The sequence below is a fragment of the Psychrobacter aquimaris genome, from assembly GCF_016107525.1.
Lineage (GTDB): Bacteria > Pseudomonadota > Gammaproteobacteria > Pseudomonadales > Moraxellaceae > Psychrobacter > Psychrobacter aquimaris.
This window is the reverse complement of sequence record NZ_JABASR010000011.1, coordinates 32,819-47,700: the sequence shown is the minus strand read 5'-3', so window position 1 is coordinate 47,700 and position 14,882 is coordinate 32,819. Positions and strand designations below refer to the sequence as shown.

Here is a 14,882-nt window from a genome sequence, read left to right as displayed (position 1 = left end):
CGAGTTTGACACAGCTCATTGTACTTTGTAGTTTTGGTATTAGCTGATTACTTTAGCATTTCAGGAGCATATCGCCTACTAATGACTATGGATTATTCGTTAACCGCCATAAAATATTACACTTTTAATCCGCCCATCATAAACAGGACTACGGACGAATTTTATTTTTTAGGGATATCTACTTGTGGCGAGTGAGGCATCGCCACTATCGCCGTTAGGTTAATAACTTAAAGTTATACTGAACATCATTAATAGTGTATGAAAAACCACTAAAAACAGCCAAAACGCCTTGCTTTTTATGGCTATTCACGGCATTGTTATCGGCTGGCAATGCAACAATTTATGGTAAAAAGGATTGAGTTTCATGAGTAATTTAACAGTAGGCTTGGTAGGCTGGCGCGGCATGGTCGGTTCAGTATTAATACAGCGCATGACTGAGGAAAAAGACTTTGACGGTATTACACCCGTGTTTTTCTCAACTAGCAACGCAGGTGGTGATGCACCAAGCCTTGATGGTATTCAGACCGGCCAATTAAAAGATGCTCATGATATTGACGCACTAGCAGCTTGTGAGGTCATCATTACCTGCCAAGGCGGCGACTACACGTCACAAGTCCATCAACCGCTACGTGATAGTGGGTGGAACGGCTACTGGATTGATGCAGCAAGCACCTTGCGAATGGAAGATGACAGCATCATCATTCTTGATCCAGTCAATCGCACTGTCATTGATAGCGCCCTAGCCAATGGCAAAAAAGACTTTATCGGTGGTAACTGTACCGTGTCACTGATGTTGATGGCGATTGGTGAGCTGTTTAATAAAGGCTGGGTAGAATGGGTCAGCGCCATGACTTATCAGGCAGCTAGTGGTTCTGGTGCTAACAACATGCGCGAATTAATCGCTGGCATGGGCGTGCTACACGATGCGGTCAAAGATGAATTGGCTGATCCTGCAAGTGCCATCCTTGAGATTGATAAAAAAATCGCCCAAACTCAACGCTCAGACGATTTTCCTAAACAGTACTTTGGTGTGCCATTGGCTGGTAGCTTAATCCCATATATTGATGTTCAACTAGAGAACAAACAGTCAAAAGAAGAATGGAAAGGTGGTGTTGAAACCAATAAAATCCTTGGTAATTCTGAAGCCGATAAGATTGCTATCGACGGTATGTGTGTCCGCGTGGGCGCGATGCGCTGTCATGCTCAAGGCTTAACCATCAAGCTCAAAAAAGACATTCCTTTAGAGGAAATCGAAGCAGCTCTGAAAAATAGCGACAACGAATGGCTGGACTTGGTCGAAGACGACAAAGAAGCCACCATGAATCGCTTAACGCCCGTAGCCGTCACTGGTACGTTGACAGTCGCACTAGGTCGCTTGCGTAAGCTCAATATGGGCCCTGAGTATCTAGGCGCATTTACCGTTGGCGATCAACTGTTATGGGGCGCAGCTGAACCATTACGTCGTATGCTGAATATTATTCGTGAGCAAAAAAACTAAGTTTATTTTCTTAAAAAATCAGTACAAAAAAGACAGCAAATGCTGTCTTTTTTATGGGTACACCACTTCCAAAAATTTGAATAGTACGGAAAACGAGTGCAAGTACTATCTATAGTAAGCTTAGCAAATTTGACAACGCTAATCATACGCTTTGAGGCTAGTATTATTTTGGCTGATAAGCAATCATCACTTCATTACGGCGCAAAAACGGCAGCGTCCAAGGCGGATTATAACGTGCCAGTTCAGGCGTGCCCGTTATAGTCAAATTTTGTGTTTGCATCCAAGATTGTAGCTCTTTCGTTTTAGTCGCTACTTTTTTACTGCCTGCTAACCCTGAGAACTTAATCACACCGTACGTTTGTGCTGGCACCTCGGTAATCGTGATGTTTGGATTGTTGGGTTTGGGCAGTGTTTGCATCGTGTATTTACTGGGCATAGTAAATTGTACACGCCACTTCCCATCGTCTTGCTGCATACTTACTGGAGCTGTCATCGCGATTTTTTGTGACTCATCAACACCTTTTTTATTTTCAGGCTGCATTGTCACAGGTGCTGTCATGCTAATTTTACTACTGCCGCCCGTTGGCGCTGTATTATTGCCAAATATATAGTCGGCTAACACTTTAAACCCTTCGCGACTCGCTGAGTCTTGGTCACCACTCACCCATGTTTGTGCCACTAGCTGCTTGTCATAACGACGCAGCTCAAAGTCATCCATTTGTGACAATACTGTATAATTCGGCTCTTCGGTAGCCATAGCTGCTCCTGATGTTAGTAGTAAACCACTCAGTAATAAGTAGGTTGCCTTTTTCATATCGTGTCTCCAGCATCTAAAAGCAAGGTCTGGCGATTTTTGCTACCTCACCAGCTAATACTTTACCAATGACTCGATAACGCTGTCTGTATCTTTTGGTTATAGCCAAGCAACATTGGCCAGATATATCAGCGTCTCATAAACATCCATGTCCAAAAAAACTGCCAACAATGCTATAATTAGCACCATTTTCATAGCTTACATAGCGGTTATCATATGCAATTTGTCTTACATAAAACGGCCAGCGGCGAAACGCGCGCGCGCCGTGGTACGGTTCATCTCAATCATGGCGACGTACAAACGCCAGCATTTATGCCTGTTGGTACTTATGGTACGGTCAAGGGTATGCTGCCACGTGATATTGAAGCCATTGGGGCTGATATCGTGTTAGGCAATACTTTTCATTTATGGTTGCGTCCAGGTACTGAGGTCATCGATAAATTCGGCGGTTTGCATAAATTTATGCATTGGGATAAGCCTATCCTGACCGATTCAGGTGGCTTTCAAGTATTCAGTCTGGGTGCAATGCGTAAAATCACCGAAGAAGGGGTTGACTTTAAATCTCCTATCGATGGCGCTAAGGTGTTTTTATCACCAGAAAAATCTATGCAGATTCAGTATAGCTTGAACTCAGACATCGTCATGCAATTTGATGAGTGTACGCCCTATCCTGCCACTCATGACGAAGCCAAAAAGTCATTAGAGTTGTCACTACGTTGGGGGCAGCGCTGTGTTGATGAGCATAAAAGACTGGGTAGCACCAATGCATTATTTGGCATTATTCAAGGCAGTATGTATGCGGATTTGCGCCAGCAATCGCTTGAAGGGTTGCTCAATATCGGCTTCGATGGTTATGCTATCGGCGGTCTATCAGTTGGTGAGCCAAAAGATGAGATGATGGATGTCTTAGACTACATCCCAGATGCGATGCCAGCAGACAAGCCGCGCTATCTGATGGGTGTGGGTAAGCCTGAGGACATTGTTGAAGCGGTGCGTCGTGGCGTCGATATGTTTGATTGCGTCATGCCAACGCGTAACGCCCGTAATGGTCACTACTTCGTCACAGGCGATACGGACAATGCTGGTGTGGTACGTATCCGTAATAGCCAGTATCGCAATGACGAAGGCCCATTAGACCCTGAATGTGACTGCTATACTTGCCAAAACTTTAGCCGTGCTTATCTCTACCATCTTAATAAGTGTAAAGAGATGCTAGGTGCTCAATTAGCGACTATTCATAACTTGCGCTATTATCAGCGTCTGATGCAAGGTATTCGTGACGCCATTGAGCAAGACAAATTTGATGAGTTTGTGAGCGAATTTTATAACAAACGTGGACAAACGGTTCCTGAGTTAAATCTACGCTAATCATATTTTTGAAATTGTTACACGTACAAAAAGGGCTTAAGAATTATCTTAAGCCCTTTTTAGTGTATTGCTTTTATTGTCTAATGATTTAAATTATCTACGTCACTATCAATATTATGCTCTCAACACTATTTAATCAAAACTAGCCCATTAACGAGGTTACAAATACCACGATAACGGCAACTGGTGCTACAAACTTAGCAACGATTTGCCATAATTGCCATTCACCATTAGACAGATTAAGCTCTTGCTGGATACTGCGTTGGTCCATTTTCCAACCAACGAATACAATTGCAGCAAGACCTGTTAAAGGTAAAAGGAACTTACTCGTAATTTTATCCAATGCATCAAAGATACCATTACCCATAATAGTAAAGTCAGACCATAGGTTAAATGATAGTAGTGCTGCGATGCCTAATAGCCAAATCACCGTACTTGCAACGATGGTTGATACCGTACGACTCATTGGCGTACGCTCTTCTAAAAACTCAACCGTTGGCTCAAGCAATGAGATTGATGAAGTAATAGCAGCAAAAGTAATAAGTAAGAAGAACAACGTACCAATAATAGTCCCAGCACCCATGCTACCAAAAGCAATCGGTAAGCTGACAAAGATAAGACCAGGGCCTGAAGCAGGGTCTAGACCATTGCTAAAGATGATGGGGAAAATTGCTAGACCAGCAGCCAAAGCAATAACCGTATCTAAAATCACAACGGTACGGGCGGTTTTTAGTAAGTTCACTTCACGACCCAAATATGAGCCATAAGCAATCATGATACCCATACCAATAGATAGGGTGAAGAAGGCATGACCCAATGCTGCAAGCATCACATCCGCAGTCAACTTGCTAAGATCGGGTGTGAATAGATAGGCTACTGCTTCGCCAAAACCACCATTTATCACGTTATAACCAACGATGACGAACAAAATCACGCCTAGTAATGGCATTAAAACTTTGGCCGTGGTCTCGATACCTTTGGTCACACCAATACCGACAATCAAAGCAGTAATAGCCATAAACACGGTATGCCAAATCGTCAACGTACCTGCTGAAGCTAACATAGCATCAAAGGTCGCAGCAATAGAATCACTGTCTTGACCAATAAAACTGCCTGTACCTGCTTTAGTAATATAGTTGAGTGCCCAACCGCCAATCACACTATAAAACGATAGGATTAAGAAACCACCTAAAATACCTGACGCGCCAACAATGCCCCAATTGCGCGACTTACCTTCACTTGCTGCAACATCCGCAAACGTGTTGACTGGGTTCTTTTGTCCACGGCGACCAATCAGCCATTCAGCGACTAGAATCGGAAAACCTACCAGCGCGATACAGAATAAATAAGCGATAACGAAAGCTGAACCACCACTTTCACCGACCATATAGGGAAACTTCCATATGTTTCCCAAACCAACTGCTGAACCAACCGCTGCCAATACGAAGCCAAAACTTGAGCTCCACTGTGCATGTTCTTGTTTATTAATAGCCATTTTTTCCGTCCTCGTGCTTCAATTAATATCACTGATAATCTTCCTTGATTATCATAAATAGCCATTCAAAATATCGGGCTATTCAATAAACGCCTCAATGTGAGGCATCCAGCAACATTAAGAAAGAATTGTTTACAATATCGTAAAGGCTCAGTTTCTGCTAAGCCACCAAAAAAGTCAAGCGCTCATAAACATAAAAAGCCATAACAATTAGTTATGACTTTTAGTCATTTTATGTATAACTAACAAGAGTTTGGTCGATTAAAATAGTTTTACCCAATATATTTTTCAGCAAACACTAACCACAGTTTTAGCGCACCACACCACGGCGACTTTTTTGTAGTGAGTCAATGAGCAATTGGATTTTTGGCTCTTTTGGTAGCAGCTCATTATTCAAAATTTCAAGCGCTTGCACGGTCGTCAAACCGGATCTAAAAATCGTACGATAAGCTTGGCGCAACACATCAATAGTCTCTTTTGACCAGTCTTTGCGGCGCATTCCCTCCACATTGAGACCATGAGTCGTTGCTGGATTACCAGATACCATCGTAAAAGCAGCTACATCTTTTAGGATCAGACTCGCGCCACCAATCAAGCTATAATCATCGACAGTACAAAACTGATGGATACCTGAATTACCACCAATGATCGTGTGGTTACCGATAGTCACATGACCTGCAACGCCAACATTATTAGCCAATACATTATGATCGCCAATCACACAGTCATGAGCCACATGAGTGTTAACCATCAGAAGATTATGGCTGCCTATTTTAGTTATCTCACTATCTTGTGCGGTGCCTCGGTGTAAGCTACAGGCTTCTCGAATGGTATTATGATCGCCAATCTCAAGCCACGTACGCTCACCAGCATACTTTAAATCCTGAGGATCCTCGCCAATGCTCGCAAACTGATAAAACTCATTGTGTTGACCAATACGCGTCAATTTGGTGACAACTACATGGCGATGCAAAACCGTGTGAGCGCCAATCGTTACCTCATCACCGACGATACAATACGGACCAATGATAGCAGTCTCATCAATCTGGGCGGACGGTGAGATGAGTGCTGTTGGATGGATCTGACTCATAATGTGGGCCTTTGTATGATCTGATGCGAGTAAATGGTAAAACAAATACAGCCAATTTAGTTTTATGAAAAAACCTAAGCATGGCTCTGCTGTTAAATACGAGGGTCAATTATAATGCTTATGACCCATTTTGACCTAATTCTTTAGATACTTTCTTTAAAGATTTAGGTCAACTACGGAGATAATGGCGATTAATAAACGTTATTGCTCTTGGCGGGCAATCATTATTTGTGCACTGGCGGCTAACTCATCATCAACATGTACAGTGCAGTCAAATTTATAAATACCACGCTTCTGCATCACTGTTTTGGCACGAATAGTCAGCTGATCACCAGGAATCACTCGACGCTTAAAACGAACTTTATCAACACCTGCAAACAGATATAAATAACCATCTTCTGCGGTTAGACCGGCACTAATAAATCCGAGCACACCTGAAACCTGAGCCATGCACTCAACCATGAGTACCCCTGGCATAATCGGCTCATCAGGAAAATGACCATTGAAGAATTCTTCATTGATCGTCACATTCTTAATACCCGTAATGCACTCACCAGGTGTGCAATCAATAATCCTGTCGACCAATAAGAAAGGATAACGGTGTGGCAAATAATGCTTTAAAGTATGGTAAGTTAATGGCAGCGTAAGACCTTGTTCAGCTAAGCTTTTCATTTCTTTGTCATTTAAAATATCGATATCGGTGCCGCTCATAATGGTGCTTCCTTGCTATGTTTTAAATCGCTATGATTTTACTGTGTTTGTATATGGATTGATATTTGCGCTAATCACGCCCAAGCTGGCGAAAGCGTACAGCTGCCCGTCGCCAGTTAGCTGTCGGCATCGCAGCCGTTCCAGATGAGTATGAACCGGCGTTTTTGATAGATTTGGTTACCATGGTCATCCCAGATAAAGTGACATCATCGGTAATCTCGATATGACCCGTGATACCGACCGCACCGCCAATAATACAGCGCTTGCCTATACTAGTACTGCCTGCGATACCCGTTTGGGCAGCGATGGCCGTGCCATCACCGATACGCACGTTATGAGCAATTTGTACCAAATTATCAATAATAACGTGATTGCCAATGACCGTATCATCGATGGCTCCTCGGTCAATGCAAGTTTGACTACCAATTCGTACATGGTTGCCTATCACTACCCGTCCTAACTGAGCAATACGCTCCCAGCCAGTGGCGCTAGGATCTTTGGTTGGTGCAAAACCAAAACCTTCTGCACCCACACTCACACCTGCGTGTAACCTCACATGGTCACCGATGACACAATCATGCCCGATCACCACTTGTGATTTAATGACGCCATCAGTACCAATAGTCGTATTTGCGTCGATCACTACATGTGCAGCAAGTGAGCTACGCGCACCAATTTGTACATAATCAGCGATCACACAAAAAGCTCCGATATTCACCTGCTCACCGATGACTGCACTCTCAGCAATTACAGCACTAGGGTGAATGCCACCAGACAGTGACTCACGAGCAAACAACTGGCTGGCACCAGCATAAGCTAAGTATGGGCTTGCAACAACTAATGCTATCGCTGTGGCGGGCACTTGGTCGCGATATTCTGCAGTGACCAATACAGCCCCTGCGTTACTTATTGCCAGACTAGAAATATAATGGGGATCAGCCAAAAAACTTAGCTGATTATGATCAGCCGTGGCCAAGCTACCAATACTGCTGAATTTTTGACGTAACTGTTCAGCGTTAATTTCAGCCTTATTGGTAATAGGCTGACGCTGCTCAATCCGAGTGATAAGTTGCTCAATCGTTATCATAGTGACTATTATTATGACTATTATTATGAATAAGACAATCGCCAAGCTGAACAATCACCTTGGCGATCTACTGATATTTAACAGATGCTACGTTCATCTAAGTAACTGCTATCGGGAATGAGATGAACGCAAACAATCATGCTAAGTTAGAACGTATTACCAATCTGGAACTGAACTTTTTCAGTTTCATCGCCTTCTTTATCACCAATAGGTATAGCATAACTTAGTGAAATTGGACCAATTGGTGTATACCATGTTATACCTGCACCCGCACTAAAGCGCATACTATTATCTTGTGTCAGCAGGGGCACACCCGTATCAGTACCGTCATTAGGATTGATAAAAGTACGATCTTCTTTATCGGTAGTATCAAATACTTGACCACCTTCAGCGAACAATACTGGACGCACTTGATCCGCCCAATCACCCTTAAACGGCATTGGCAATATTAGCTCACTACCGAAGCTGACTAGCGCATTACCACCGATATCTTCGTCTTTGTAACGCACGTCATCATTTATGGCATCATAATACGTTTGTGATTTTGGCCCAAGTGTTGAGGCTTCATAACCACGTACAGAGCCATAGCCCCCAGCGTAGAAGTTTTCATAAAATGGCAAATCGTTACCATAACCAAGCTTGGTATAACCACGTGCGACCCAGTCTTTGTAGAAAGGATAATAGATATTGCCGCGATAAACGAGTTTTTGATAACTGGCATCACCTAAACCAATGGTCCCATCGACCGTATGGCTCATGCCTTTGGTCGGGAACACTGGGCGATCTAAAGTACTATAGTCCCAGCCAAATAGCAGGTTATAAGTATTGTAATCATTTTTGAAGCCTGTACGTCCAGAAGCCTCATTTTCATCATTGACAAAGTTTTCAAACGTGCCGCCATCGTCAATAATTTGCTGTACGTTTGATACACCTAAGAAGCGACCGCCTCGGACTGAGGTATTATCGACGTTCAAACCCGCACTCACGCGCTTGGTTTCATCAACAGGATAGCTATAGTTGAGCGTGGCACCATAAGAATCGGTGACATAGTTACTGACGTTTCTATCATCGTATTTCGTTTCACGATAATAGGCACTAAGACCTTGTGAGACGCCATTCTCGGTAAAGTACGGATCGGTATAACCCAAGCTATAAGAATCACGGGTTTCTGAGCGCGATAATGCCGCTTTCACACGGTTACCCGTACCCATAAAGTTATTTTGTGTTAGATCTAACTGGAAAGTCACACCGCCGCTTTGCGAGTAACCCGCCGCAATCGTTGAACTACCAGAAGGCTGTTCTTCAACCGTATAGTTAATATCTACTTGGTCTGGCTGGTTCGGTACTGGTTTCACATCAACGTTGACGGCTTTAAAAAAGCCAGTACGCATCAGACGTGTGCGTGACAACTGGATTTTGTCACTAGTCGCCAATGCGCCTTCTAATTGACGCATCTCACGGCGCAGTACTTCATCTTGAGTTTTGATGTTACCAGTAAAGTTGATACGACGGACGTAAATAGGACGTGCAGGGTCGATGAAATAGTCGACATCCACTACTTTGGTATCATCATTGATACGTGGCACTGGTCTAACCTGTGCCAAATAATAGCCTTCATTACCATAACGACTCTTAAGTGCCGCGGTGGTTTCATCTAGCTTGGCTTGCGAGTATTTTTCATTGGGTGCAAAAGTCACCAACTCTTTTAGCTCATTATTCTCAAAAGTCGGCTTGCCTAAGAAATTCACTTCGCCAAACTGGTATTGTTCGCCTTCGCTCAAGCTTACCTCGATAAACACACTGCTCTTATCTTCACTGATATTGAGCACCGCATTATCTACTGCAAAACGCACATAACCATCGTTTTGATAAAGTGCTTTTAGATTTTCTAGACTGGCGGCCAGCTTTTCTTTGGCATAACGATCAGACTTTGACAGCAGACGTGTCCAAGAGGACTCTTTTACCGCGAAAACGTCTTTGATTTCTTCATCACTGAAGTGTTTATTGCCAATGATATTAATATCGACCACTTTGGCAGGTTTGCCTTCAACAAAACGCACATCGAGCTTGACGCGATTGCCATCAAGTAACGTTTGATCAACCTCGATATTGCTGTTGTAATAGCCTTGGCTGATATATTGCTGCTGTAGTTCATTGGCGACGCCTTGTAGCGTGGCTTGTTTCAGCACATTACCGACAGACAGACCAGCATTGTCTAGCCCTTGCTCTAGCCCTTCTTTTGGAATGAGCTTATTGCCCTCAAAATTGACTTCAGCAATCGTTGGGCGCTCAACGACATCAAACCGTAGCTGTCCACCTTCGACACGGCTTTGAATATCAGCAAAATTTTCGGTCGCATAGAGCGCCTTAATACTGGCTGCCAAACTACTGTCATTCACCGTATCCCCTACCGAAATAGGCAGAACCGGATAGAGGCTATCGGGGGTTAGACGTTGCAAACCATTGAAACCGATGTCAGTGACTACAAATTCTGCAGCCTGCACTGGCATACTCATCATCGCTACAACTAACGGCAACCCTGCCGCGCTCATAAATAAAGGCGTACGCATAAACACTATCCGTCAATAAAAAACTTGCTTAAGTTAAGTTAAAAAGCCCATATTGTCTAGCCCATTTCGCATGAAATTTAAGCTCACACGCGGGAGACTCAGAACACTTTATATAAAATGCATCACAAAATAAACTAAAAATTACGATTAGTACAGAGGCCAAGATACAAAGCATGCTACCTATTATGGCAATAATCAGTCCATGATAGGCGTAAAACCATTAGTATCTCGTGCCTTATCGATCATATTAGCGATTCAATAGTCAAAACAGCCGACTGATATCATTACCAATTGCTAACACCATGAAACCTGCCAGCAAGAGTAAACCGATATTTAGTCCAATCATTTGCACCCCTTCTGAGAGTGGCTTACCACGAATCAATTCAATAAGATAATATACAATATGACCGCCATCCAATACAGGAATGGGCAAAAGATTTAGTACAGCAAGACTCAAACTAATCAAAGCTGCCGTCGATAATACCATCTGCCAACTAATATCAAAACTCTGTTTGGCCACTTTGGCGATTGTAATCGGCCCTGACAAATTGTCCAAACCAATCATGCCAGACAGCATCTTGCCCATCGAGCTTACCGTCATGACGGCTAACTGTTCTGTCTTTTCAAATGACTTTACCAGTGACTCACCAGGGCCATAAACCACGGTAGTCTTATAAGCGTCAGGAATAACTATTTCGGACTGTGCCACCATAGCACCAATTTGCCCATAATCGTTACCCAAATTGTCTTTTTTGCCTTGCGGCATAATCTGAAGCTGAACGGGATTACCATCACGCAATACCGTGAAATTAAGCAGGGTTTCAGGACTATCGCGGATGATACGAGTGGCACTGATCCAATCTTTAATTTGTTGATCATTGATAGCAATAATACGATCGCCTACTTTTAGACCTTGGCGACTGGCGGCACCATCAGGGGTCAAATCACCTACTATCGGTGCAATATCTGGTTGCCATGGCAGCATACCAAAGCTGGTTAACGCATCTTTACCTTGCGCGCTGCCTTGCATAAACTGAGTTACGGGCGCTTGATAAGTTTTGATCGCATTATCAGCTTGTGTCTCTGATTGCAAAGTAATACTAACATTATCTGTCTCACCCATCCGTCCAGCAAGGCGATAGTTGATGCCTTCCCACGTTTGTACCTCATGACCGTCAATCGCAACGATTTTGTCGCCAACTGGCAGCTGTGCCATGGCAGCAGGCGTATCAGGTAATACCTGCCCAATCTTGGTCGCCAGCTGCTCCGATGGCGTCATAAACAACACCCAAAACAGCGCAATAGCAATGACAAAATTCATGATAGGGCCAGCCGCAACAATCGCAATCTTTTTGAGCGGATGCTGACGATTAAATGCCAGATGTTGCTCAGCTTTTGCTACCTCGCCTTCACGCTCATCGAGCATTTTGACATAACCACCAAGTGGCAGGGCCGAAATACGATAATCAATACCGCTTTTTTTGCTCGTCCAGCCAAAGAGTTTGGGACCAAAACCAATAGAATAGGTCAATACTTTAACGCCGCAAAGACGAGCGACGATATAGTGTCCCCACTCATGTAAGGCAATGAGCGGACCTAAGACAAATATTGCCGCAAGGAGCGTTAATAAAAACGTCATGATCTTTTCTCAGTATGGTTTCTTAGCATCTTTTATTAACATCATTTTTTAACGACGCAGCTGTTGATACATTTACATCAACTTTGCCACAAGTTTGTCCGTAAGGTGACGCGCTATTTTATCAATTGCTAGAATATCTTCTATGTCAGCCATTTCGTTTAACGGTGGCAGCTGTATGTCATTCAAAGCCTGTTCGTTGATATCAGCAATGTCAGTCAGGCGAATTTTCCCAGCCAAAAACGCCGCCACGGCAATTTCGTTGGCCGCATTTAAAACAATCGTCGCTTGCGTGCCTGCTTGCATCGCCTGTCTTGCCAAACGCAAACACGCAAATTTTTGCAAATCAGGCTCAATAAACTCCAAGCCGCTGAGCGCATATAAATCCAGTGGCTGCGAGCCGCTATCGATACGGTCAGGGTAACTGAGCGCATGGGCAATGGGCGTTTTCATATCTGGACTGCCAAGCTGCGCTAAAAAGCTACCATCGCTATATTCTACCATTGAGTGAATGATACTTTGTGGATGAATGACCACATTTATTTTATCTTCAGACAAATCAAATAAATGGCAAGCCTCGATTAACTCTAAACCCTTATTCATCATCGTTGCTGAATCGACGGATATCTTTTGACCCATTGACCAATTTGGATGTTTGACCGCTTCAGCGACGCTCGCTTGCTGCATCTGCTCAAACGATTTTTGCAAAAATGGTCCACCAGAGGCCGTTAACCATAGCTTGCGCACGCCGTGATTTGGCTGATGAATTTGGGTATTATCCTGCTGAATAGCCAGTGGTAAACACTGAAAAATAGCGTTGTGCTCAGAGTCAAGCGGTAGCAAAGTAGCATTGTTTGTTTTGACCGCATTGATCATTACCTGCCCTGCCATCACCAGCGCTTCTTTATTGGCGAGCAAAATACGCTTACCTGCGCGTGCTGCTGCTAAGGTAGAAGGCAGTCCTGCCGCGCCTACGATGGCAGCAACGACAGTATCAGTTTGTGAATCAGTGGCTATGTCGACCAGCCCTGCTTCGCCGCCTACCACATCGATATCAAGACCTGCTGCACGGAGTCGCTGGGCAAAATCATCGACTGCAGCGGTCGGTACGCTAACGCGTTTGGGCAAAAACTGCTGGCAGAGTGCAAATAGTTTGTCTAAACGGTGATAGCCTGACAGAGCGTAGACGGTGTAAAGCTGTGGTTGCGCCGCTAATATTGCTAACGTGCTATCGCCAATCGAACCTGTCGCGCCTAGTACGGCGATGCGTTGCGTCATAACCATCGGTGCCTGTAAATGATACTCTAAAAAATTAAATAAGAAATCGATAAAACGTCTGATAAATAAGAGGTGAACGATATCAAGTGTATTGACTATAAGCAGCGATCAATCAGAGTAAAATACTTACTCAAATTAGTCATTCATCTTAACTACTGCAATTAGGGTCTGTTGACATTCAAATATGGTACTGGCAGAGGCTATTTTTTAGACAATACGCAGTGAAATTTTTGATGCCTAGTCATTCTAGGTTAGACAATTTCGCCATGTATTAGCAAAAAATAGTCCTGCCCTGAAAGGCTGATGCTAAAACCCCTCCAAACGTTGTTGCAAACCTAGCTAATGTCTCGACATTATCGTCGATTTACACCTAGTTTGGTGCGATTTTAGCGATCAGCAGCCCTAATATTTGAATGTTCAACAGACCTTAATATATGAATCATTTTTTCAGTCCTAAACCACTATCAAACCTAACTGCTGTATCGCCCAAAACCCAAGCGCAAATATCGGTGTGGCAGATAGCAGCGAGTCGATACGGTCAAGCACTCCGCCATGCCCTGGCAAAATAGTACCTGAGTCTTTGACATCAGCACGGCGCTTAAGCATAGACTCAAATAAATCACCAAGTACCGATGCTAAAATGGTCAACGCTGATAGTCCTACAAATGCGACTAACGGCACACCAGTCAGTTGTAGCTTAAACACACTGATGGCAATGACCACGAGCAAACCCGTGACAAGGCCACCGGCCAGCCCCTCCATGCTTTTATTGGGTGAGACATTTGGTGCCATTTTGCGACGACCAAACTTACGCCCCACAAAATAAGCGCCACTATCTGCGCACCAGACCAATAGGAACACATAGAGCAACCACCATGCCGACAGTTGCCACAAATAAAACATAGCCGTAATCGATGCGGTCAATATCACCGCACCCATCAATGCCAATTTTTTACCATACCAGTTGGTATGAGTCGGGAAAACTCGCACCCAAGACAGCGCCATTAGCCATATAGCCAGTGAAGCCACCCACCAAAACAGCCATGTCACTTTAAACATGAGTGATACTAGGGTCAATACCAAAACCAATAGCACAAACAGCGCAGGCTGACGCCACTTAGGCATCAGCTTAGTCCATTCATGAGCGGCGATAATGACACCAATCGCTAACAGCGGTGCAAATAAAATAGGGGTTTGGCTCGCAAACATTGCAATACCAACGATAATAACGAGAACAACTGCCGTCTTAATTCGTTGCCACATAATTATTGAGCCTTATAATAATGAAAAACGCATGGTCAAAAAGTGCATTATAGCAGCTAATCTACAATAGCC

General features: G+C 43.8%; 11 protein-coding genes. 2 read left to right on the top strand and 9 right to left on the bottom strand.

All coding sequences use genetic code 11. From position 1 onward, the window contains the following. Positions 1 to 364: 364 nt before the first annotated feature. Positions 365 to 1,498, top strand: a complete 1,134-nt coding sequence (gene asd / locus JFC10_RS10710; protein WP_198332803.1) for an aspartate-semialdehyde dehydrogenase — start codon at positions 365 to 367, stop codon at positions 1,496 to 1,498. A gap of 163 nt (positions 1,499 to 1,661) precedes the next feature. On the opposite strand, the gene JFC10_RS10705 is transcribed toward asd, so the two are convergent. After that, positions 1,662 to 2,312 (bottom strand): SOUL family heme-binding protein, encoded by a 651-nt coding sequence (locus JFC10_RS10705; protein WP_198332802.1) that lies wholly within the window; start codon positions 2,310 to 2,312, stop codon positions 1,662 to 1,664. Between the two features lie 216 nt (positions 2,313 to 2,528). Here JFC10_RS10705 and tgt point away from each other — a divergent pair, with 216 nt between their 5' ends. Further along, positions 2,529 to 3,680, top strand: a complete 1,152-nt coding sequence (gene tgt, locus JFC10_RS10700) for a tRNA guanosine(34) transglycosylase Tgt (protein ID WP_193013000.1) — start codon at positions 2,529 to 2,531, stop codon at positions 3,678 to 3,680. 142 nt (positions 3,681 to 3,822) lie between these two features. On the opposite strand, the gene JFC10_RS10695 is transcribed toward tgt, so the two are convergent. The 8 genes from JFC10_RS10695 to JFC10_RS10660 form a co-directional block, all read right to left on the bottom strand. Beyond that, positions 3,823 to 5,175 (bottom strand): sodium-dependent transporter, encoded by a 1,353-nt coding sequence (locus JFC10_RS10695; protein WP_193013001.1) that lies wholly within the window; start codon positions 5,173 to 5,175, stop codon positions 3,823 to 3,825. A gap of 310 nt (positions 5,176 to 5,485) precedes the next feature. Further along, on the bottom strand, positions 5,486 to 6,265 hold the full coding sequence (gene lpxA / locus JFC10_RS10690) for an acyl-ACP--UDP-N-acetylglucosamine O-acyltransferase (RefSeq protein ID WP_193013002.1): 780 nt from the start codon (positions 6,263 to 6,265) through the stop codon (positions 5,486 to 5,488). A gap of 201 nt (positions 6,266 to 6,466) precedes the next feature. Next, positions 6,467 to 6,937 (bottom strand): 3-hydroxyacyl-ACP dehydratase FabZ, encoded by a 471-nt coding sequence (fabZ, locus tag JFC10_RS10685; protein ID WP_226914639.1) that lies wholly within the window; start codon positions 6,935 to 6,937, stop codon positions 6,467 to 6,469. A 109-nt stretch (positions 6,938 to 7,046) separates the two neighbouring features. After that, a complete protein-coding gene (gene lpxD, locus JFC10_RS10680) occupies positions 7,047 to 8,063 on the bottom strand; it encodes a UDP-3-O-(3-hydroxymyristoyl)glucosamine N-acyltransferase (RefSeq protein WP_198332801.1) in 1,017 nt (338 codons plus the stop codon). Positions 8,064 to 8,209: 146 nt separating this feature from the next. Then, entirely contained in the window at positions 8,210 to 10,633 is a 2,424-nt protein-coding gene (gene bamA / locus JFC10_RS10675) for an outer membrane protein assembly factor BamA (protein ID WP_198332800.1), read from the bottom strand. 262 nt (positions 10,634 to 10,895) lie between these two features. Then, positions 10,896 to 12,272: an RIP metalloprotease RseP gene (rseP, locus tag JFC10_RS10670; protein ID WP_198332799.1), complete on the bottom strand. Its 1,377-nt coding sequence runs from the start codon at positions 12,270 to 12,272 to the stop codon at positions 10,896 to 10,898. A 72-nt stretch (positions 12,273 to 12,344) separates the two neighbouring features. Continuing rightward, positions 12,345 to 13,553, bottom strand: coding sequence for a 1-deoxy-D-xylulose-5-phosphate reductoisomerase (gene ispC / locus JFC10_RS10665; RefSeq protein ID WP_198332798.1), 1,209 nt, complete (start codon positions 13,551 to 13,553; stop codon positions 12,345 to 12,347). A 447-nt stretch (positions 13,554 to 14,000) separates the two neighbouring features. Next, positions 14,001 to 14,810 carry a phosphatidate cytidylyltransferase gene (locus JFC10_RS10660; RefSeq protein ID WP_193013008.1) on the bottom strand — a complete coding sequence of 270 codons (810 nt, stop codon included), beginning with the start codon at positions 14,808 to 14,810 and terminating at the stop codon, positions 14,001 to 14,003. Between the last annotated feature and the right edge of the window lie 72 nt (positions 14,811 to 14,882).